This window comes from Leucobacter allii (assembly GCF_022919155.1).
Taxonomy (GTDB): domain Bacteria; phylum Actinomycetota; class Actinomycetes; order Actinomycetales; family Microbacteriaceae; genus Leucobacter; species Leucobacter allii.
Map to the genome: position 1 here is coordinate 2,668,840 of NZ_CP095045.1, position 21,463 is coordinate 2,690,302.

General features: G+C 73.6%; 18 protein-coding genes. 5 read left to right on the plus strand and 13 right to left on the minus strand.

Annotated elements, in window-relative coordinates:
* Positions 1-885: an HhH-GPD family protein gene (locus MUN78_RS12370; RefSeq protein WP_244726798.1), complete on the plus strand. Its 885-nt coding sequence runs from the start codon at positions 1-3 to the stop codon at positions 883-885.
* 52 nt (positions 886-937) lie between these two features.
* Here the strand turns inward: MUN78_RS12370 and MUN78_RS12375 are convergent, their stop codons facing one another.
* Both MUN78_RS12375 and MUN78_RS12380 read right to left on the minus strand, forming a co-directional pair.
* Positions 938-1,540 (minus strand): response regulator transcription factor, encoded by a 603-nt coding sequence (locus MUN78_RS12375; RefSeq protein WP_244726800.1) that lies wholly within the window; start codon positions 1,538-1,540, stop codon positions 938-940.
* A complete protein-coding gene (locus tag MUN78_RS12380; protein ID WP_244726801.1) occupies positions 1,537-2,799 on the minus strand; it encodes a sensor histidine kinase in 1,263 nt (420 codons plus the stop codon). The genes MUN78_RS12375 and MUN78_RS12380 overlap by 4 nt, the downstream gene beginning before the upstream one ends.
* 193 nt (positions 2,800-2,992) lie before the next feature.
* Between MUN78_RS12380 and MUN78_RS12385 the strand changes: the two genes are divergently transcribed.
* Complete coding sequence (locus tag MUN78_RS12385; protein ID WP_244726803.1) at positions 2,993-3,547, plus strand: small multidrug efflux protein; 555 nt, start codon at positions 2,993-2,995, stop codon at positions 3,545-3,547.
* A 135-nt stretch (positions 3,548-3,682) separates the two neighbouring features.
* Here the strand turns inward: MUN78_RS12385 and rbfA are convergent, their stop codons facing one another.
* Positions 3,683-4,171: a 30S ribosome-binding factor RbfA gene (gene rbfA / locus MUN78_RS12390; protein ID WP_244726804.1), complete on the minus strand. Its 489-nt coding sequence runs from the start codon at positions 4,169-4,171 to the stop codon at positions 3,683-3,685.
* A 180-nt stretch (positions 4,172-4,351) separates the two neighbouring features.
* On the opposite strand from rbfA, the gene MUN78_RS12395 reads away from it, so the two are divergent.
* From MUN78_RS12395 to MUN78_RS12405, 3 genes are all read left to right on the plus strand, one after another.
* Positions 4,352-5,209, plus strand: a complete 858-nt coding sequence (locus MUN78_RS12395; RefSeq protein WP_244726806.1) for a DUF805 domain-containing protein — start codon at positions 4,352-4,354, stop codon at positions 5,207-5,209.
* Between the two features lie 341 nt (positions 5,210-5,550).
* Positions 5,551-5,994 (plus strand): helix-turn-helix transcriptional regulator, encoded by a 444-nt coding sequence (locus tag MUN78_RS12400; protein WP_244690297.1) that lies wholly within the window; start codon positions 5,551-5,553, stop codon positions 5,992-5,994.
* A 10-nt stretch (positions 5,995-6,004) separates the two neighbouring features.
* Positions 6,005-6,418 carry a VOC family protein gene (locus MUN78_RS12405; protein WP_244690299.1) on the plus strand — a complete coding sequence of 138 codons (414 nt, stop codon included), beginning with the start codon at positions 6,005-6,007 and terminating at the stop codon, positions 6,416-6,418.
* Between the two features lie 85 nt (positions 6,419-6,503).
* Here MUN78_RS12405 and infB read toward each other — a convergent pair whose 3' ends face one another.
* From infB to MUN78_RS12455, 10 genes are all read right to left on the minus strand, one after another.
* Positions 6,504-9,185 (minus strand): translation initiation factor IF-2, encoded by a 2,682-nt coding sequence (infB, locus tag MUN78_RS12410; RefSeq protein ID WP_244726808.1) that lies wholly within the window; start codon positions 9,183-9,185, stop codon positions 6,504-6,506.
* A gap of 75 nt (positions 9,186-9,260) precedes the next feature.
* Positions 9,261-9,518: a YlxR family protein gene (locus tag MUN78_RS12415; protein ID WP_244690302.1), complete on the minus strand. Its 258-nt coding sequence runs from the start codon at positions 9,516-9,518 to the stop codon at positions 9,261-9,263.
* 43 nt (positions 9,519-9,561) lie between these two features.
* Positions 9,562-10,557 carry a transcription termination factor NusA gene (nusA, locus tag MUN78_RS12420; RefSeq protein WP_244690304.1) on the minus strand — a complete coding sequence of 332 codons (996 nt, stop codon included), beginning with the start codon at positions 10,555-10,557 and terminating at the stop codon, positions 9,562-9,564.
* A 94-nt stretch (positions 10,558-10,651) separates the two neighbouring features.
* The gene (locus MUN78_RS12425; RefSeq protein WP_244726810.1) at positions 10,652-15,229 is read right to left on the minus strand and encodes a type VII secretion EssC family protein; all 4,578 of its coding nucleotides are present in this window, start codon (positions 15,227-15,229) and stop codon (positions 10,652-10,654) included.
* A 58-nt stretch (positions 15,230-15,287) separates the two neighbouring features.
* Positions 15,288-15,764 carry an inner membrane protein YiaA gene (gene yiaA / locus MUN78_RS12430; protein WP_244726812.1) on the minus strand — a complete coding sequence of 159 codons (477 nt, stop codon included), beginning with the start codon at positions 15,762-15,764 and terminating at the stop codon, positions 15,288-15,290.
* A 210-nt stretch (positions 15,765-15,974) separates the two neighbouring features.
* The gene (locus tag MUN78_RS12435) at positions 15,975-16,727 is read right to left on the minus strand and encodes a hypothetical protein (RefSeq protein WP_244726814.1); all 753 of its coding nucleotides are present in this window, start codon (positions 16,725-16,727) and stop codon (positions 15,975-15,977) included.
* Positions 16,724-18,691 (minus strand): alpha/beta hydrolase, encoded by a 1,968-nt coding sequence (locus tag MUN78_RS12440; protein WP_244726815.1) that lies wholly within the window; start codon positions 18,689-18,691, stop codon positions 16,724-16,726. The genes MUN78_RS12435 and MUN78_RS12440 overlap by 4 nt, the downstream gene beginning before the upstream one ends.
* Positions 18,688-19,098 carry a hypothetical protein gene (locus MUN78_RS12445; RefSeq protein WP_244726817.1) on the minus strand — a complete coding sequence of 137 codons (411 nt, stop codon included), beginning with the start codon at positions 19,096-19,098 and terminating at the stop codon, positions 18,688-18,690. Before MUN78_RS12445 ends, MUN78_RS12440 begins: the two co-directional genes overlap by 4 nt.
* A gap of 27 nt (positions 19,099-19,125) precedes the next feature.
* Positions 19,126-19,419: a WXG100 family type VII secretion target gene (locus tag MUN78_RS12450; RefSeq protein ID WP_244690315.1), complete on the minus strand. Its 294-nt coding sequence runs from the start codon at positions 19,417-19,419 to the stop codon at positions 19,126-19,128.
* 245 nt (positions 19,420-19,664) lie between these two features.
* Entirely contained in the window at positions 19,665-21,431 is a 1,767-nt protein-coding gene (locus MUN78_RS12455; protein WP_244726819.1) for a proline--tRNA ligase, read from the minus strand.
* Positions 21,432-21,463: the final 32 nt, after the last annotated feature.

The following is a 21,463-nucleotide window of genomic DNA, read 5'->3' on the forward strand; positions in this document are numbered from 1 at the left end:
ATGGCACACCCTGAGCTGGCGCGCGCGGTGAACGAGTGGTTCGCCGCGCACGCTCGCGCGCTCCCCTGGCGGGACCCGGAGGCGACGCCGTGGGCGATCCTCGTCTCCGAGTTCATGCTGCAGCAGACCCAGGTGGACCGGGTGCTGCCCCGGTGGGCGGCGTGGATCGAGCGCTGGCCGGCGCCCTCGGCGCTCGCGGCGGAGGAGCCGGGCGAGGCGGTGCGCGCCTGGGACCGGCTCGGCTACCCGCGCCGGGCGCTCTGGCTGCACCGGGCCGCCGTGGAGATCTCCGAGCGGCACGACGACGCCGTGCCCGCCGACGTCGAGCAGCTGCTCGCCCTCACGGGTATCGGCCCCTACACCGCGCGGGCGGTGGCCGTGTTCGCGTTCGGGGATCGCCACCCCGTCGTCGACACCAACACCCGCAGGGTCATCGCCCGCGCCGTGCACGGTCGGGCCGCGGCCGGCATGCCCGCGGCCGGCGACCTCGTGGAGATGGAGGCGCTGCTGCCCGAGGATCGGGGTGGAGCCGCGGTGTTCAACGCCGGCATGATGGAGCTCGGCGCCGTCGTCTGCACCGCCCGCGCTCCGCGCTGCGGCGACTGCCCGATCGCCGACTGGTGCGAGTGGCGCGGCGCCGGCTACCCCGACAACGCCCCCGCGCAGCGGCCCAAGCAGGCGAAGTTCGCGGGCAGCGACCGCCAGGTGCGCGGCCGGATCATGGCACTGCTGCGCCGCTCGGAGGTCGCGGTGCCGGTCGCGGACGCGCTGGCGGCAGCCGCGGACGGCGGTGTGCGCGATCCCCGGCAGCCGCGCCGCGCCTACGACTCGCTCGTCGCCGACGGGCTCGTCGTCGAGCTCGAGGGAACCGCGCGGCTGCCCTGACCCCGGAGCCGTGACCGCGCCGGCACGCGCGGCCGGGGCGCGGATCCGCCGCTCAGATCCAACCGCGCTCCTCGGCCATCAGCACCGCCTGCTGCCGGCTCTCCAAGCCGAGTTTGCCCAGCACCGCGGACACGTGGTTGCGCACCGTCCCGGGCGCGAGCGACAACGTGCGCGCGATCTGCGCGGTCGTCTCGCCGCGCCGCCCCACGCGCAGCACGTCGAGCTCGCGGTCGGTCAGCGGGCAGCGCTCGTCGCTCAGTGCGTCCGCGGCCACCTCGGGATCGACGTACCGGCCACCCGCGGCCACGCGACGGATCACCTCAGCCACCTCGTCGGCGCCGCGGGATTTCGGGAGGAACCCCGCGACCCCCGATGCGAGCGCGCGACGCAGCACGCCGGGACGCGCATGGCGCGTCACGACCACGCACCGTGTCGCCGAGGTGCGGCGCAGGCGCTCAGCCACCTCCGCCCCGTCCAGGCCGGGCATCTCCAGATCGAGCAGACAGACGTCGGGCTGCAGCCTGACCGCCTCGGCGACCGCCTCGTCACCGTCGACGCACTCCGCGACGATATCGATGTCGCCCTCGAGGCGGAGGAGCGCCGCCAGCGCCGAGCGGATCATCGCCTCGTCATCGGCGAGAAGCACGCGGATCATCGTCCCTCCTCGTCCGTCGCCGGAGGTCCCGGCGCCCCCTCGGGCGCCTGCGCGGGGACCGTCTCGGCCGGCACGGTCACCACGACCGTGAAATCCTGCTTGCCTCGCCGCACCTCGACGGCGCCGCCCGCCTCGGCCACCCGGCGCGCGACACCCTCGAGCCCCGATCCCCCGCCGCCCGCCGGATCCTCGCCCGAGGCATGGTTCGAGATCTCGTAGCGCCACACCGCCCCGGAGCGGGAGAGCGCAAGCCGCGCCCACCGGCCGCCGCCGTGGCGCAGGACGTTCGTCGTGGTCTCCCTGATGACGGGCCCCAGCACCTCGGCGGGCGCGGCGTCGGCCGCCGGATCCACGGCCGCCTCGACCTCGGTCCCGGCGGCGCGCAGCAGATCGACCACGTTGGCGAGTTCGTCGAGCAGCGGCACGGAGCGGAAGCGCGTGGCCAGGTCGCGGGTGCCCTGACGCGCCTCATCGACGCTGGACCGCGCCGCCCGCAATTGCGCCATCGCGGCGTCCGGATCCTGCTTCGCCAGCAGTCGCTCGGCAAGCTCGAGCTGCAGCGCGATCACCTGGAGGTGGTGCCCCTGCAGGTCGTGCACGTCGGTGGCCACCCGGAGGCGCTCCCGCGTCGCGCCCAGGTTCGCCTCCGAGACGCGGGCGCGGTCGAGCGTCACCAGCACGTCCCACCACCACAGCGAGAGCACCGTGGTCACCGGGATGAACAGGCAGAACGCCCCCAGCAGCCATCCGCCCCCGGCATCGAAATCGGCTGCGGCCGGGCCACGGGCGTCGATGAGCCACAGCACGACCAGCAGCACCGTCGCCGCCGCGGCCACGCGTACGCGCAGCCCTGGCGGCCAGTGCAGCAGCAGCGCCGACTGCACCAGCGGCACCACGGCGAGCATCCAGAGCCCGGCGGCCGCGCCCACCACCGCGCCGCACGCCGCAGCGATCAGCAACGGCACGAGCACCGCCCACCTGTGCGCCCCCGGCGGTGAGCCGGCGTGCCGGTACCGCCGCAGCAACGGCACTGTGGAGACCCACCAGACCATCCCCGCGGCAGCGATCGTCACCGTTCGTGCGTGCCCGTGCCCGTGCCCGGTGGGAGCCGCCACCCAGAGGAAGACGAGCGTCCCCTCGAGGAACAGCACTCCCGCCATCGTGTACCACCAGGTGGCGGTGATCCGGCCCGAGAACCTCGTCGCCACCGCGAGCGCCGGGGCGGGACCGGCAGGGATCGCCTCGGGCCGCATGCTCATGCTTCCACGATAAGCCCATGACAGATGTCACCCGTGCCGCGTGCGGAACGCACCGAACTCGGTGACAGTGCGGCACTTCCGGGCCCGCGGCCGACGCGGTGGACTGGTTCCACACGCCGGGAAGCGGCCGCAGGACGGCTCCCCGCCGGCCTCGAACCCCGAACCCGACTCCGACCCCGAACAGGACCGAATCATGAATCTCATCGACGCCTTCCAGGACCTCGTCTCGCGCGTGCCCGAACTCGTCCAGCCGCTGATCGTCGCGCTGGCCGGCGCCGTACCCTTCATCGAGGGGGAGGGCGCCGCGGTGATCGGGATCGTCGGCGGCATCCATCCCGTGCTCGCCGTCGTGGCCGCGATCGTCGGCAACTTCGTCTGCGTCGCCCTGCTCGTGCTCCTCGGCTCGGGCGCCCGACGGGCGGTCGTCACCCGCTACGGCACGGGCTCCCCCGCACGCGCAGGGGCGCCAGGCGCCGCGGGATCCGCCCTCGAGTCGGCGGCCGCGGGCGCGGAGGGCGACCGCGGCTCGGCCAGGCGCGCGAAGTTCCAGCGCGCGTTCGAGCGCTACGGAGTACCGGGCGTGAGCCTGCTCGGCCCGCTGCTGCTCCCCACCCAGTTCACCGCCACGATGCTCGCCACCGCCGGCGTCGGCAAGGCCCGGATCCTGATCTGGCAGGCGATCGCGATCGTCGGCTGGACCACGATTCTCGCGGTGCTCGTCGGCGGCGCCGTGCGCGCAGCCGGCTGATGCCGGGCCGCGGGCCTCAGTCCCGCGGACGCGCGAGCGTCCGGATCCGATCGCGCGATTCGAGCTCCGTACCGGAGCCCGCGATGACGCGGGGTCGACTCGCGGTCGCGGTGCACGAGCGCTCGGCGTGAGCGGTCAGTCGCGGTCCTCGTCGTCGATCAGCTCGGCGCCGCCGAGCCCGTCGGTGTCCGACTCGCCGTCCTCGATCTCGCGCGGCTTCACGTAGGGATCGGCCTCCCCCGCGTATTGGGCGCCCTCCGCGAGCGCCGCCGACTCCTCGTCGCGGCGGCGCGCCTCGGCGAGGAGGTCGTTCAGGTGCTGCGCACTCTCGGGCAGCTCGTCGTGGATGAACTCGAGCGTCGGCGTCAAACGCGTCCCGAGCTGCCGTCCCACCTCGGTGCGCAGCATGCCCGTCGCCGCGCGCAGCGCGGCCGCCGTGTCCGTCTGCGCCTCCTCGTCGCCGTAGACCGTGTAGAAGATGCTCGCGTGCTGCAGATCGCCCGTGACGCGCACGTCGGTGATCGTGACGAAGCCGAGGCGCGGATCCCGCAGCCCCTTCTCGAGGCGGCGAGCGATGATCTGCTGGATGCGCTCTGCGACCTTGCCGGCCCTGGGATTGCTCATGCATCCAGCCTACCGCCGCACGCAGGGGCCGCGGACCGTCACACGCGCGACATCGCCGCGCACCGGACGTCGATGGCGCGTAGGGTGGAAGCCGGACGCGCTCCGCATGGGAGTGCTGGCGCCGGGAACTCCGGCGAAACGTCCGTCGCACCGTTCACCGCACACAGGAGCCGCAGCATCATGACCCTCCCCCCGAACCCGGATCAGCCCCGGGATCCCGAGAACACCGCCGACGGCACGACCCCCGACGGCGGTGCCGCCACCGACCCCGCCCCCGAGCAGCCGGCGGCCCCCCGGTACGCGCCGCCCCAGGCCCCGCAGCAGCCGGCACCCGGCGCTCCGCAGTACGGCGCACCGCAGCAGCCCGCATACGGCGCACCGCAGCAGCCCGCATACGGCGCACCGCAGCAGCCGGGCCACAGCGGCCCGCAGCCGCAGTACGGCGCACCGCAGTACGCCGCACCGCAGCAGCCCGCATACGGCGCACCGCAGTACGCCGCCCCCGGCGCCGCCTACGGCGTCCCCGCGCCCGGCGAGCCCTTCGACGGCGCCGCCTCGCCCGACGACCTCAGCCGTCCGCTCTACGGAGCGAGCTTCGGCCAGGCCGTGAAGCGCTTCTTCCAGAACTACGCGAAGTTCTCGGGTCGCGCCTCGCGCAGCGAGTTCTGGTGGGTGGCGCTGTTCTTCCTCCTCATCGAGCTCGTCCCGCTGATCCTCTACATCGTCGGCGTCGTGATCCTCGCGGGCTCCGCCGCGTCCTACTCCTACAACGAGTACGGGGAGTACGTGCAGAATCCGATCGCACCGGGCGCTACCGGGCTCGGACTGACGATCCTCTTCCTCGGGCTCGGGCTCCTCATCCTCATCGGCCTGGCGACGATCGTGCCGAACATCGCCATCACCTGGCGCCGGCTGCACGACGCCAACTTCGCCGGCCCGTTCTACTTCCTGGGATTCATCCCCTACGCGGGCGCGGTGATCCTCATCATCTTCACCGTCCTCGGCTCCAAGCCCGAGGGACGACGCTTCGACGTCTGACCCCGCCGCCCGCGGCACGAGCGCCCCGCCCCGGTCCGACCGGGGCGGGGCGTCCGCGTTCCTGGCCGCACCCGGGCACGGTGCCGTGGATGCCCGGGTCACTCGTCGTCATCCCGCACCGACACCTGCGGACCCGCCGGGTTCCCCGCATGCGCCGGCGCCCTCCGACGCCGCCGAGACCCTGCGCAATCGCCGAGACCCTGCGAAGCCGCCGAGACCCTACGCAATCTCCCGTCACGATCATGGGGTCTCGCGAGCTGGATAGGGTCTCGCGGGGCCGTGACGCCGATTGCGGGCGCCGGGCGCGGCGCCCGCCCGCCCGCCCGTGAGAGGATGGGCGCGTGGCGCGACGCGAGGACGGGGAGCAGCGGATCCGCGATCTCCTGCTGCTGCGCCGCGTGCGCGACCGCATCGACCGGGACTACGCGCACCCCCTCGACGTCGAGGGCCTCGCCCGCGGGGTCGGGCTCTCGGCCGGCCATCTCAGCCGGGCATTCCGCGCCGCCTACGGGGAGTCGCCCTACAGCTACCTCATGACGCGCAGGATCGAGCGCGCCATGACGCTCCTGCGCCGCGGCGACCTCAGCGTCACCGAGGTCTGCTTCGCCGTCGGCTACGGCTCGCTCGGCACGTTCACGACGCGGTTCACGGAGCTCGTCGGCATGCCTCCTGGACGCTACCGCAGGGAGTGCGGGGGCCCGCTCGCCGGCCTCCCGGGGATCGTCGCGATGCGCGCCACGAAACCGGTCAGGAATCGAGAAGTTCCGCCGCCCGCCCGGGAGTAGCGTGGCGGGCATGACGATCAACATTCTCAACACCTTCCTCCCCCACACCGATCCCGAGGCCTCGCTCGCCTTCTATCGGGACGTCCTCGGCTTCGAGGTGCGCAACGACGTCGGCTACGAGCAGATGCGCTGGATCACGGTCGGCCACCCGGATCAGCCGGGCACCTCCATCGTGCTCACGCCGCCCGCCGTCGACCCGGGCCTGACCGACGAGGAGCGCCGCGTGATCCAGGAGCTCATCGCGAAGGGCTCCTACGCGTCCCTGATCCTCGCCTCCGACGACCTCGACGGGCTCTTCGCGCGGGTGGAGGCCTCCTCGGCGGAGGTGCTCCAGGAGCCGATGGAGCAGGACTGGGGCACCCGGGACTTCGCCTTCCGCGACCCCGCGGGAAACACGATCCGCGTGCAGGAGCTCACCGCCTGACGCGACGATCGATCTCCACGACGCAGCAGGGGCGGGAGGTTCATGCGAACCTCCCGCCCCTGCTGCGGTGTCGGGCCGAGCGGGATCAGCCGCGCGGCTTCTCCACCATCTCGGTCGTCTCGATCTCGTCGCCGATCTGAATATCGTTGTACTTGCCGAGGCCGATGCCCGCTTCGAAGTCGGTCTTGACCTCGGTGACGTCGTCCTTGAACCGGCGCAGCGACTCGATGGCGAGACCGTCGGCGATCACGACGCCCTCGCGGATCACGCGCGCCTTGGCGTTGCGCGTGATGGTGCCGCTGCGGACGATGACACCGGCGATGTTGCCGAACTTGGACGAGCGGAACACCTCGCGGATCTCCGCCACGCCCGACTGGACCTCCTCGTACTCGGGCTTGAGCATGCCCGTGAGCGAGTTCTCGATGTCGTCGAGCGCGTTGTAGATGACGTTGTAGAAGCGGATGTCGATGCCCTCGCGCGCAGCGCGCTCGCGGGCCTTGACATCGGGGCGCACGTTGAAGCCGATGACGATCGCGTTGTCGATCGTGGCGAGATCCACGTCCGACTCGGTGATCGCGCCGACCCCGCGGTGGAGGATGCGCAGCTGGACCGAATCGTCGACCTCGATCTTCATCAGCGACTCCTCGAGCGCCTCCACGGCACCCGACACGTCGCCCTTGATAATGAGGTTGAGCGACTCGACCTTGCCGTCCTCGAGGGCCTTCGTGAAGTCCTCGAGGCTGATGCGCTTACGCGCCTTGGCGAGCTGCGCGTTGCGCTCGGCGGCCTCGCGCTTCTCAGCGATCTGGCGGGCCGTGCGGTCCTCGGGTGTGACGATGAAGTTGTCGCCGGCGCGGGGCACGCTCGAGAGGCCCTGCACCTGCACCGGACGCGAGGGCAGCGCCTCGATCACCGGGTCGCCGTTCTCATCGCTCATCGCACGGACGCGGCCGTAGGCGGTGCCCGCGACGATCGCGTCGCCGACGCGCAGCGTACCGGACTGGATGAGCACGGTCGCCACCGAGCCGCGGCCCTTGTCGAGCTTCGCCTCGATCGCGACGCCGCGCGCGTCCTTGTCGGGGTTGGCGCGCAGGTCGAGCCCCGCATCAGCGGTGAGGAGCACCGCGTCGAGCAGCTCGGTGATGCCGACGTTGTTCTTCGCCGACACATCGACGAACATGACGTCGCCGCCCCACTCCTCGGAGACGAGCCCGAACTCGGTGAGCTGCTGGCGCACCTTCTCGGGGTTCGCGCCCTCCTTGTCGATCTTGTTGACCGCGACCACGATCGGCACGTTCGCCGACTGGGCGTGGTTCAGCGCCTCGATCGTCTGGGGCATGATGCCGTCATCGGCCGCGACCACGAGGATCGCGATGTCGGTCACCTGCGCGCCTCGGGCGCGCATGGCGGTGAACGCCTCGTGGCCCGGGGTGTCGATGAAGGTGAGCGCGCGCTCGACGCCGTCGTGCTCGGTGTGCACCTGGTAGGCGCCGATGTGCTGCGTGATGCCACCGGCCTCGCCGCCGCCGACGTTCGCCTTGCGGATCGCGTCGAGCAGTCGGGTCTTGCCGTGGTCCACGTGGCCCATGACGGTGACGACCGGGGGACGCGCCATCAGGACGTCGTCGCCCTCCTCCTCGAGCTCGCCCTCGATGTCGATGTCGAAGCCCTCGAGCAGCTCGCGGTCCTCGTCCTCGGGCGAGACGATCTGGATCTTGTAGCCCAGTTCGTCGCCGAGGATCTCGAAGGTCGCCTCGTCGAGCGACTCCGTCGCCGTCGCCATCTCGCCGAGGTGGAAGAGGATCGTCACGAGGTTCGATGCGCTCGTGTTGATCTTGTCGGCGAAGTCGGAGAGCGACGCGCCGCGACGCAGGCGGATCGGGGTCGAACCGTCGCCGCGCGGAACCTGGACGCCGCCGATCGACGGCGCCTCCCGCATCTCGAATTCCGCCCGCTTCGCCCGCTTCGACTTGCGCGCCTTGCTCTTGGAGCCGCCGCGACCGAACGCGCCGGCCGTGCCCGCGCCGCGACCGCCGCGCCCGCGACCGGCGAAGCCGCCGCCCGGACGAGGACCGGCGAAGCCGGTTCCGGGACCGCCGCTGCCGCCGCCGGGACGGTTGAAGCCGCCGCCGCCACCGGGACGACCGCCGCCGCCACCGGGACGTCCGGGACCGCCGGGGCGCCCGCCCGCCGCGCCGCCCTGGGGGCGGGGGGCCGGCCGGGGGATGTTGCCCGGGTTCGGACGGTTGCCGCCGCGTCCCATGCCCTGCTGCGAGGAGAACGGGTTGTTCCCCGGACGCGGCGGACGCGGGATGCCCATGCCCTGGCTGGAGGCGAACGGGTTGTTGCCCGGACGCGGTCCGGCGGGCTTGGGCGCACCGGGCTTCGGCGCGCCGGACTTGGGCGCCGGGGGCTTCGGGGCGTCGGCCTTGCCGCCGGGAGTCGCCTCCGGCTGCGCGGCGGGCTTCGCCGCGGGGGCCGCGGGCTCAGGAGCCTGCGGACCGGGCTTCGGACCGGCGGGCTTCGGGCCGCCGGGCTTGGGCGCGCCGGATCGGGGCGCCGCCGCCGGCTTCGCCGCGGGGGCGTCGCCCGCAGGCTTCGATACGCCGTCGGCGGCGAGCGCCGCCTTGACCTTGCGCGCCACGGGGGGCGCGATGCTCGACGAGGACGCCTTGACGAACTCGCCCATCTCCTTCAGCTTGGCCAGGACGACCTTGCTATCGACACCGATCTCCGCAGCGATCTCGTGTACGCGTGGGTTTGCCACTTTTCTCCTGTCTGGGTTCACGCCAGACAGGCGAGAACCATTGATTAACGGACGGGCTTCATCGTGAGCCGCTCATTAGTTGTCCATGAGTGTTTTCAGCCTGTTCTCTAAAGGGCCTGCATCGGGTCGCCCCGATGCCCGCAGCGCTCGCGCGAATGCTCCGCGCGTCACCGCCTGATCCAGACACCGCGCCGTGGGATGCACCCAGGCGCCGCGCCCAGGAAGCACCGCGCGATCATCGGCGAGCAATCGCCCATCGTGCAGCACGACCCGGAGCAGTTCTGTGCGCGCACCGCGGGAGCGGCACGCGACACAGGTCCGAACCGCAACCATCTTACCAGCTTCCCGCACGCAGCTCTCCCCGGACCGTCCGGCCTCAGTCGTTCATGATCGAATCGGGCTGGATGTCGATCTTCGCGCCCGTCAGCTTCGCGGCGAGGCGGGCGTTCTGCCCCTCCTTGCCGATGGCGAGCGAGAGCTGGAAATCCGGGACCAGCGCACGCACCTGCTTGAGCGATTCGTTGAGCATGAAGACGTCCGTCACCTTCGCGGGCGACAGCGCGTTCGCCACGAACTTCGGCAACTCGGGCGAGTAGTCGACGATGTCGATCTTCTCCTCGCCGAGCTCGCCCATGACGGCGCGCACGCGGCTGCCCATCTCCCCGATGCAGGTGCCCTTCGCGTTGATCCCCGCCTGCTTCGCCCGGACCGCCACCTTGGTCCGGTGACCCGCCTCGCGCGCGAGCGAGACGATCTCGACGAGCCCCTCGGTCAGCTCGGGGACCTCCCGCTCGAAGAGCTTGCGGACGAGGCCGGGGTGCGTGCGCGAGACGACGACCTGGGGGCCCTTGGTGCCCTTGGAGACGCTCGTCACGTAGACGCGCAGTCGCATGCCGTGCGGGTACTGCTCGCCGGGGACCTGCTCCTCGGGCGGGAGGATCGCCTCGAGCTCGCCGAGATCGACGTGCACCATGCGCGGGTTGGGCCCCTGCTGCACGACGCCGGAGACGATCTGCCCCTCCTTGTCCTTGAAGGTGCCGAGGACGGCGTCGTCGGTGAGATCGCGCAGGCGCTGGTTGATGACCTGCTTCGCGGCGCTGGACGCGACCCGGCCGAACTCGTCGGTGGTGACGTAGGCCTCCCCGATCACTTGCCCCTCGTCGTCGAGTTCGGGCACGAGCACCGAGATCTCCCCCGACTTGCGGTCGAGCGTCACGCGGACGTCGCCCTCGCGCGGCACGGGGAGCTTCTGGTTCTCGGCGTGACGGAGGTACGCCGACTGGATCGCCTGCTCGATGATCTCGACGAGCTCGTCGAACGGGATCTCCTTCTCGCGTTCGATCTGGCGCAGCGTGACGAGTTCGATCTTCACGGGGTCCTCCTTGCGGGTATTGAGATGTCTATTCAGCTTTCCGGGGTCCGCAGATGCGGGCCAGTCGTCCAGAATACCCCACCCGCCCCGACCCTCAGGGAGCGGCGCCCGGCTCGCCCCACGGCGCCGCGATGTGGACGGGGGTCAGCCGCCCGCCCTCGACGGCGAAGCCGCGGCCCGGCGGGAAGTCCGCGCGGGAGACCCGCCCGAACGATTCACGGAAGGGCGTCTGGCTCTCCGCCGCGTCGGGCTGCAACGCGATCCCCCAGCGCGGCTGCCGCAGCGCGGTGAAGAGCTCCCAGATCCCTGCGGCGGCGCCCTGCTCGAACTCGAAGACGACGAGCGCGCGAGCGCGCCTGGCCGCCTTCGCCAGGGCGACGAGCACGGGGAGCGCCGCCGTTCCCTCGACGTCCGTCGGGCGCTCGACGACGATGACCCCGCGCGCGCCCGGCGCGGGCCCGGCCCCGAGGGCGGCGAGCAGCGCCTCGCCGAGGGTGCGGACCTCTTCCGTCCCGCTCGCCGCCCGGTCCCAGTCCTGCGCCGCCAGCAGCCCGCCGTCCGCGCAGCTCAGCAGCGTCGTCTCGATCCGCTCCCCGCGGAGCCCGGACCAGCGCCGGAGCGCGGCGACCGCACTCCCCGCGGCCGTGGACTGGCCGGATCCGGGCGGACCGGAGATGACGACGAGACCCTCCGTCGGCATGCCGACGGGACGGAAGTCGCGGGTGTCGATGCCGACGACCGGCCGTCCTCCGGTCTCGGCGGGGAGCTCCGCCAGCGGGATCCGCCGCGGGGCGTTCCGCACCGCGAACGCGGCGGGGACGCCCCGCTGCCCGAGTTCCGCACCCAGCGCGTCGAGTGCCTCGGCCTGGGCCGCGAGTTCGGGCCGGCCGCCGACGAGGGCGATCTGAATCTCCTCGCGCGCACCGGCGAGCACGCCCCTCCCCGGCCCGGCATCGTCGAGCGCATCGACGGGCAACCCGAGAGCGGCGTAGTCGTGCGGGTTCGCGAGCCTCAGCACGATGCGCCGCCCAACGCTCGCCGCCAGCGCCGCCGGCACGGCCGCCGCGCGCTCGGCGGTCAGCACGACGTGCACGCCGTGCGAGCGCCCCGTCGTCATGATCTCCTGCAGCATCCGGATCGTGGCGTCACCGCCGACGGCCTCCGCGGCGTGGCGGAAGGCGTCGAAGCCGTCGACGAGCAGCACCACGCGCGGCTCGCGCCCGCCCCCGGGCGTGGCCCGGTAGGCCGGGAGTCCGGCGGCCCGCGCCGCCGAGAAGCGCGGCCCGCGCTCGGCGATGACGGCGAGCAGGCGCCGCAGGATCCGCCCCACGAGTTCCGCATCGGCGAGCGGCGCGACGGCGCCGACGGTCGGCAGCCCCGCGATCGCGTCGAGCGCTCCGCCCGCGGCGTCGATCGCGTAGAGCTCGACGGGTCGCCGGTCGGCGCCGCGGCTCAGCGCCACGGCCAAGGTGCAGAGGGCGCTGGTCTTGCCCGTGCCGCTCGCGCCGAAGACGGCGAGATGGCCGGCGTCCTCGAGATCGACGACGAGCGGGCTGCGGGCCTGCGCGGCCGGTTCGTCGCGCAGACCGATCGTCACGGCGTCGCCGAGTTCGGGATCTGCGGCGGGATCTGCGGCGGGATCACCGGCAGGATCGGCGGCGTCGGCCGGCCCCGCGCGCACGGTGCACGCCGCGATGGCGCCCAGGTCGACGATCCGGGGGAGCTCGTCGAGCCAGGGCCGGCGCGGCGCGCGGAGCCCGGCGAGCCGCGCGGCGGCGGCGATGCCGTCGCGCAGGATCGCGATGTCGCGCGCCGGCCTCGCCCGCGTCCCCGCCGCCTCGGCGGGCTCCGGCGGGATGTCCCAGGGGCGTCCCTCCGCCAGGCCGAGCGACCGCACCTCGATGCGGGACGCGAGCGGGGAGGCGCCCGAGCGCCCGCCCAGATACCCGGTCTGGAAGCGGTCGATCCTCCCCGGCCCCGAGACGATGGCGCCGCGCCCCGGGGTCGTGGCGTCGAAGGAGGCCGCGTCGGCGACGCCGAGCACGTCCCGGCTGTCGGATGCGTCGGCCACGCGCAGCGCGATCCGCAGGTTCGTGTTGGCGCGCAGGTTGTCCGAGATCACCCCCGCGGGCCGCTGGGTCGCCATGATGAGGTGCAGCCCCAGCGACCGCCCGCGTTGCGCGATGTCGATCACGCCGTCGACGAACTCCGGGATCTCCCGCGCGAGCGCCGCGAACTCGTCGATGACGATGACGAGCACCGGCGGCGCCGCGGGATCGGACCGGCGCTCCATCGCGAGGAGGTCCTTCGCCCCGTGCGCGGCGAGCAGCTCCTCGCGGTGGCGGAGCTCGGCGCGCAGCGACGTCAGGGCCCGTCTGACGAGGTGCGGGCCGAGGTCGGTGACGAGTCCCACGGCGTGCGGGAGGTCGGCGCACTCCGCGAAGGCGGCGCCGCCCTTGTAGTCGACCAACAGGAAGGTGAGCCGGTCGGGACCGATCCGTGCGGCGAGGCTCATGATCCAGCTCTGCAGAAACTCCGACTTGCCCGAACCGGTGGTGCCCCCGACGAGCGCGTGCGGCCCCTGGGCGCGCAGATCGATCGTGGTCGGCCCGTCGGCGCCCTGTCCGACGACGGCGGCGAGCGCGGGCGGTTCGCGTTCGCTCCCCCGCGTCCACCGGGAGACGAGCGTTCCGGATGCGGCCCAAGCCCGGGCGATGGCGGAGGCGCCGCCGAGGAGGTCCACCTCGTGCAGCTGCCGCAGCGCGACGGACGCGGGGAGATCGCTCTCGTCGAGCGCCCGCGCACCCGCGTCCTCGACGGGTGCCAGGCTGCGCGCGAGCTCGAGCGCCGCGGGAGCCTCGAGATGCTCCCAGCGCTGCAGGGGCACGGTCTCCGCTGTGCGCACGAAGCTCACGACAGCGCGCGCGTCGTCGACCTCGACGAAGGTGCGGCACGCCGCGGGCAGCTCGGTGCGCGCGGCGCCCACCCAGATGAGGTGGATCCCCCGGTCCGGCCCGTCCTCGGCGAGCGCGATGAGGCGCGAGGGGTCGGCCCGCGCACCCGGGAGGACGAGCACGAGGATCGTCGGAACGGTCGGGAGGTCGCGGGCGGCCGCTCCCGGCGCGTCATCGGCCCGCTCCGGCTCGAGGCGCGCCCGCACCGCCTCGGCGGCGCCGGTCCGGGCGCGGCGCTCGACGAGGGTGCCCTCGAGGACGGCGAGCAACCGCCGGGATCCCGCGGCGTCGTCGGCCAGTCGCCCGCCGGGCAGCGGGCCCGCCGTCCCCGCGTGCGGCAGCCACTTCAGCCAGTCCCACTCCCCGGCGTGCTCGGGGCCGGCGAAGCAGCAGAGTCCGAGCTCCTCCGGCGAATGGAGCCCGGCGAGCTGCAGCACGAGCGATCTCGCCAGGCCCGCCGCCCAGAATGCCGGGCCCGCGATCCCGAGCGATCCGCAGCGGTCGAGCCGCTCGAGCACCGGCACCGGCTCGACGGCGCGGAACTCCTCCGCGACGCCGCGCAGCAGCGCCCAGGGCGCGGCTGCGGTCCCGGCCCGGGGCGGGAGCACGATCGCGGTGCGACTCGGCCGCGCTCCCTCTCCGAGCCGCACCTCGAGGTAGGCGTCGTGCTCCGGGCGCCGCGTCCAGAGCAGCTCGCCCCGCTCCCGGATCGCGCGCGCGATGTCGGGGAGCGTCGGCGCCTCCGCCGCGCGGACGGCGATCTCCCGCGCGCGCAGCTCGGTCAGTTCGGCGCGCTCGACCGCGAGTGCGGCGTCGAATCGTCGCGTCTCGCGGCGCAGCCGGCGCCGGGTGCCGAGCCGGGCGTCCCACCACGATCCGATCATCATGAGCGGCGAGAGCGCGACGAGCACGAGGCTCAGGGGCGAGCGGGTCACGGCGTACATCGCGCCGCCCAGCAGCAGGGGCGCGAGGGCGGCGAGCACCGGGAACCGCCCCGGAGCCGGTCGCTCCGGGGGATCCGGAAGCTCACGTTCGCTCCGCGGGAACCGGGGATCGATCCGAGGCGCACGGACGTGCGGTATCCGGTGCGGGAGATACGGAACCGCTTCGGCGGGCGGCCCCGGGGTGATCCGGATCTCCACCTCTCCGAGCTGGAAGGTCGTGGCGGCGTCGATGCGTGCGAGACCGACGGGCCTGCCGTCTCGCAGCACCCCGTTCGCCGCACCGAGGTCGGCGAGTTCGAGGCCGGCGGATGCGGCGACGACGGCGTGGCGGCGCGAGACGCTCGGATCGCTCAGATGGACCCGGCACGCGCGATCCCTGCCGATGAGGTTCTCCCCCGGCACCAGGCTGTACCGGGTACCCGTGTGCCGACCACTCAGCACCTCGACGGAGCCGACCGCACCGATCATCCGTCGCGCACCGCCGTGGGCGCCGAACTCGAGGACCGGCTCGACGATCCATCCGGAGCGCAGCCCCGAGGACCCGATCGGGGAGGCGGGATCGAGCAGCCGAGGCGGGGCTCCGGCCGCGGGCCGGCCCCGGAGCGTGACGGGCGCCGCGCGGGAACGCACCGCCGTCACGAGCTGGTGATCCGTGCCGATCCCCGCGCGGACCAGGGTCCGTGCGGCGTCGGCGACGGTGGCCGTGACGTCGCAGGAGAGCGCGACGTCGTGCGTGCGTCCATCCGGCAGGGCGAGGGTCAGCAGGAGCCGCATGCGACCCCTCCGCCGCACGATCGCCGTGCCGGGCGCCGCCTTCGGCGCCCGGTCCGGTTCAGTCGCCGCGCGGCTCCTCGAAGCGGACGGGGGCGGGTGCGGCGGGCGCCTCCTCCTCGTCCTCGGCGCGGAACTGGGCGAGATCGCGCACGTTCTTCTGGACCGCGACCGAGGCGAAGAGGCTCATCGCGAATCCGATGCCGTAGAAGCCCTTCTCGCTGAGGGTCATGCTCCCCGCGTTCCAGAGCCCGATCGCCAGAAGCGCCAGCGAGAGGACGACGGCGAACCAGGCGACGCCGTAATAGAGGTTCGTGACGGGCAGTCCCTCCGCGCGGTCGCGCACGGTCTTCTGCAGCGACACCGCGGCGAAGAGCCCGAACATCAGCACCGTGAAGTAGTAGCCCTTCTCGTTGAGCTCCATGCTCGAGTTGAAGAGGCCGACGAGGTACGTGCCCATGCCGAGGAGCAGCGCCACCCAGGACGCGCCGATGAACGCGGCCGTGGGCTTCTGCGGAACCTGTTGCTGATCGTTCATCGTCCGAGTCCTTTCTCGATGTCCTGCGAGCGTAGCGCGCCGCCATGCCGCAGCACGCATATGCCGGTCGGCGCATTCGTTCGCGCGCACGGCGACGCTCGGAGTCCCGGCGAGGCCGTCCGGCCTCTCGGCGGGGCCGCACGGCGTCCCTGCAGGGCCGTCCGGCGTCCCTGCGGCGACGCTCGGGACCCCGGCCGAGCCGCCGGCCGCTCACGGCCGGCCCTTCGCCGCCGGGGGCACGGCCTCCCACGCGGGGAATGGCCGATAGTCTCCCGGCTCGAGGACGATCGCGCCGGACGCATCCCGCTCGGCGAAGCGCCGATGCGCGCCGCGTGCGTCCTCGGCATCGCGCCGCTCGGCTGCCGCCTCGATCAGCGATTCGAAGGCTCCCCAGTAGACCGGCGAGTGCCCCTCCAGACGCAGCGCGCCGCCCTCCTCGCTCGCGGCGAACCAGTACCGGTCAGGGGTCAGCGCGGCGGCCCGCGATTCGCCGCTCACCTCGCTGGCCGCGAGACTCGTGTCCCAGCCGCGCGCCCGCCAGTCGGCGGCGAAGGCGCGCACCAGCTCCGCGGCGCTCCCGGCCCCCGGCTCGGCCCACCGGGAGACGACGAAGTAGTAGCTGTTCGTCCGGCTCGCGCCGGGCAGCTCGGCGCCGAGTTCGAACCCCGAGGCGGGGATCACCTCGGAGAACGTCGAGGTCCCCCGCCACGCCTCGGCGGCGGAGTCCCGCTGCAGCTGCGCGACGCGCTCGTTGAGCTCGGCGTGCCGCTCGGCGGCGAGCGCGTACTGCGCGGCGATCCCCTGATCCATGGTGTCCTCCTCCGTCGCACCGGAGGCGTCGCGCTGCGGCGCTCGTCCCGTCCCGCACCCGCCCGCGGACAGGACGAGCAACGCCGCGCCGAGGGCGGCCGCGAGCGCGTCGCGGAGGCGCGGCCCTCGCCGCACGGCAGCTCGTCGTCTCATCGCCATTCGTCCCTCACGATCTTCCCGAGCTCGTGCACCGTGCTGGATCGGGTGTTCAGGTAGCCGATCTCGTCGGCGGCGGCCGTGCCGTCGAGCCCGTCGGCGAGGCGCTGCAGCCCGAGCCATTCCGGCCCCCAGGAGATGGGGACGAGCAGATTGTGCATCGTGACCGCTGCGCCGTCCGCGGTCCGCTCGGAGGTGAACTCCCGCGCCCCGGCGAGCTCGCGCGGATCGACGCGCGCCTCGTAGGCACCGCCGCCGTCGAACCACGGGCGCACGTGCACGTGCTGGCCGAGGCCGTGCGCGATGCCGTCGCCCGCGGCGTGCGTCGCGTGCACCTCCGGGACCCCGAGCGCATCCGCCGTCGTCGCGTAGCGCAGGCCGGCGGAGCCGAGGGAGACAAAGGCGTCCACGTCGGCGCGGGTGGCGCGCAGCCCCTCGGCGGCCACGTTCGTGCCGTAGGAATGCCCGATGACGACGAGGCGGTCGGGCGGGTCCGCCGCGCGCATCGCCGCGAGCCCGTCGAGGAAGGCCGCCAGTTCGGCGCCGCCCGCGTCGGCCCGAGTCTGGAACATCTCCTCGATGAGCCCGGGTGCCCGGTATCCGCTCCAGCTCACCATCGCCACATCCGGACGGTCGCCCCGGATGCTCCGGAAGGCCCCGTAGGCGTCGCCGAGTCCGTGAACGTCGGAGCGCATCCCGGGCACGAGGACTCCGACCGTGCCGGCCTGGTCCAGGTCGCCGAGCGAGATCGCGGCGGCGAGCGCGCCGTCGTGCCGTCCGAGCGCGACGAGCTGCACGGACTCGCCGGGGCCGGCACCGAGTTCCGCCTTCCGCAGCGCGTCCCGCACGGCCAGGAGATCGCGGCGGAGCTCGGCGTACGATCGCTCGCCGAGCTCGAAGCCCATCCGCGCGAAGGCCTCGTGGAGGCGTGCCGGATGCTCGGCGTCGAGGGCCTCGGTCAGCGCGGCGCGGCCGGCGGCATCGCGCGCCGCGAACGGCAGGCCGTCGAGGTCCGCGAGCTCGAAGCAGTGCTCGCGGAGGAGCCGCTCCGTGTCGACCCCCGAGGCCTCGAGCCGCCGCCACGCCCGAGCGACCTGCTCCGGGTCGAGTTCGCCCGCGAGGAGCGCGGGCAGGGCCGCGAGGCCGCCGCCGTCCGTCCGCACTCCCCCGTGCTCGCCGGAGACCGCGGCCGCGATCGCGAGGCGCGTCAGCGCGACGTCCGCACCGCTCGCCTCGACGAGGCCGCCGAGCTCCGTGTCGTGGAGTGCGTCGCGGAGGCGGATCTCCGCGTCGCAGCGCTCGTCGCGGAGCACGCGCCATCGATCCCGGGCGTCGCCGATCGCGTCGACCCCCGAGCGCCAGGCGCAGGCCGCGCGGAACCATCGCTCCTCGTACAGGGCGCGCAGTTGCTGCACCGCCAGATCGCGCTGCCCCGGGTCGAGTTCCCCGATGGACGCGCCCGGCGCACCGGCGAGCGCGCCGATCCCCCCGCCGATCGCCTCGAGCCGCGGTTCGGGCAGCCGCGCCGGGGCCCCGACGTCCCACGGGTAGCTCGCGGCGATGCCCAGCCGTTCCGCGACCGCGGCGATCTCTGCCGCGGCCGTGCGGATCTCCGCGAGCGCAGCCTCGACCGCGGCGAGGGTCCGCGCGGCGTCGGCGTGGATGCGCTCGATCTCCGCACCGAAGCGGTCGAGCGCCCCGACTCCGGCGTCCGCGGTCCGCGACACGAGCTCGACGCCCGGGGCGAGGGTGCCCTCGAGGCGGCTCGCGATCCCCGTGACGCCCCGGCTCGTGATCGCGGCGAGCGCGCCGACGGCCGTCCGCAGCGCCGCGGCGATGCGCTCCCCGTCTTGGCGGACGCCCCGGGCGTAGGCGCCGACGGCCGACGCCTCCGCTGCGGAGCCCCGGACGGGAGTCTCCGGGAGCAGCGCGGCGGCGTCGGTCGGCACCGCGGTGCTCACGGCCCGCCTCCGGCGGAAGCCGCCCCGGTGGACCCCGCCCCGGCACGGGCCGGAGGCGCGACGGCATCCGGGACCGGACGCCCGGGCTCCCCCGCCGGCGGCGCGGCCGGCCCGGGCGCGAAGACCCCCGGGGCGAGCGCCGCTCCGAGCCCGCCGTCGAGCTCGTCGCCCGCGCGCACCACCCCGGCGAGCTCTTCGGACGCTGTGCGCGCCGCTGCGGCGAGCGCGGCGCGGGCCGCGTCGAGACCGTGCACGAAGCCCCGCACGGCGTCGGCGATGCCGGTGAGGCTGTCGAAATCGACGCTCGGCAGCACGCGGCCGGGTGCGGCGTCCGTCCAGGACACCGCGCGCAGCGCCTCGACCGCGGTCTCGAGGGCCGCGTCGTCGAGCCTCACGATCTCGCCCATGGCGATCCTCGTGCCTCGCCGGCCGCGCTAGTTGATCCGCGCCGCGATCTGCGCGTCCATGTCCCGCAGCGCCTGCGCGGTCTGCGTGAGGAACTGCTGGATCTCGTCGAGTCTCGCGATGACCGTGTTCGCCCCCGCGGTGTACTCCTGGTAGGCGGCATCGAAGCGGCCGGAGGCCTGATCGGTCGTGAAGCCCGAGGACACGAGAGAGGCGATCATCGCGCGCAGCGCATGCAGACGCTGCGTGATCTCCTCCCGCCCGTTCGCGAGCTGCACGGCGGCGCGCTCGATCTCCGCGTAGGAAACGGTGATGTTGGCCATGGTCGTCCTTCCGTCGCTCAGCGGCCGGGCCCCCGCCTCCGCGTGATCGTCTCTGCGCCCGCCCCGGGCGGGGCGGTGAGCAGTACGCTACCGAGCGAACGGGCGTCGTCGTGGCGGAACCGGGAATCTGTGGACAACTTCGCCGCGCGGCGCCGGTGCCCCCGCATGTGGACGGAGTTGCGGCGCCGGATGCGCGCGAACGGGGCGCCGCCCGACGGCGACGCCCCGTTCGCGGAGTCGGCGGATCAGGCGGCGAAGCGCGCGGCGACCTCCGCGAGCGCGACCTTCTCCTTGGTCCCCGCGGCACGATCCCAGACCTCGGCGAAGCCGTCGGCGGCGTCGCGACCGACCACCACGACCCGCGGCACTCCGAGCAGCTCGGCGTCGCCGAACTTCACGCCGGGGGACACCTTCGGGCGGTCGTCGAAGAGCACGTCGGCGCCGCTGGCCTCGAGCTCCGCGGCGAGCGATTCGGCGATGTCGTGCACGGCCTGGTCCTTGCCGGTCGCGACGAGGTGCACGTCGAAGGGCGCCACGGCCTCGGGCCAGACGAGTCCGCGGTCGTCGTGGTGCAGCTCGGCGAGGATCGCCATGATGCGGGTCACGCCGATGCCGTACGAGCCCATCGTGACGGTCACGAGCTTGCCGCGCTCGTCCAGGACCTGCAGGCCGAGCGCCTCCGCGTACTTGCGCCCGAGCTGGAAGACGTGGCCGATCTCCATGCCGCGCTCGAGCGAGACCGGGCCGGAGCCGTCGGGCGCCGGATCGCCGTCGCGCACCGTCGCGAGGTCGATGACGCCGTCCGCGGTGAAATCGCGGCCCGCGACGAGGTGGGCGACGTGCTGCTCGTGGACGTTGGCGCCGGTGACCCAGGCGGTGCCGTCGACCACGCGCGGATCGACGAGGTAGCGGATCCCCGTGGACCCCTCGAGTCCCAGCACCGGGGCGCCCTGCGCGCCCGGGCCGATGTACCCCTTCACAAGTCCGGGGTGCTTCGCGAAGTCCTCGGGCGTGGCCGGCTCCACCTCGCTGAGCGGGAAGGCGACCTCGGCGCGCTTCATGTCGGCATCGCGGTCGCCGGGGATCCCGACGATCACGATCTCGCGCTCGCCGCCCTGCGGGGTCACCGCGAGCACGACGTTCTTGAGCGTGTCCGCGGCCTCCCAGGGGCGGCCGTCCGCACGCGGCAGCACCGCGTTCGTGTGCGCGACGAGCGCCTCGATGGTCGGGGTAGCGGGCGAGTCGTAGACGAGCGCCTCGGGCTGCCCTGCGACGGGCAGCGCGTCGGGGGCCGCGACCGAGAACGCCTCGACGTTGGCGACGTACCCGCCGGCGGAGCGGACGAAGGTGTCCTCGCCGATGGGGATGGGGAGGAGGAACTCCTCGCTCTTCGACCCGCCCATCGCCCCCGCGTCGGCCTGGACGATGACGTAGTCGAGTCCGAGCCGGGAGAAGATCCGCTCGTAGGCGTCGCGCTGCTTCCGGTAGCTCTCCTCGAGCCCCGCGTCGGTGACGTCGAAGGAGTACGCGTCCTTCATGGTGAACTCGCGGCCGCGCAGCAGACCGGCCCGCGGGCGCGCCTCGTCGCGGTACTTGTCCTGGATCTGGAAGAGCTGCAGCGGGAGGTCCTTGTACGAGGAGACGATGTCCTTCACCATGAGGGTGAAGACCTCCTCGTGCGTCGGCGCGAGCAGGTAGTCGGCGCCGTGGCGATCCCGCAGCCGGAAGAGATCGTCGCCGTACTCCTCCCAGCGCCCCGTGGCCTCGTAGGGATCGCGGGGCAGCAGACCGGGGAAGTGCACCTCGTGCGCGCCGGCCGCGGCCATCTCCTCGCGGATGATCCGCTCGAGCTTGCCCTTGACCCGCAGCCCCAGCGGCATCCATCCGAACACGCCTGGCGCCTGACGCCTGATGTACCCGGCGCGCACCAGCAGCCGGTGGCTGGCGACCTCGGCGTCGGCGGGGTCCTCACGGAGAGTCTTCAGGAAGTAGGAGCTGAGCCGCGTAATCACCCCTCCATCGTAGCCCCGCGGGCGGCCGGCAC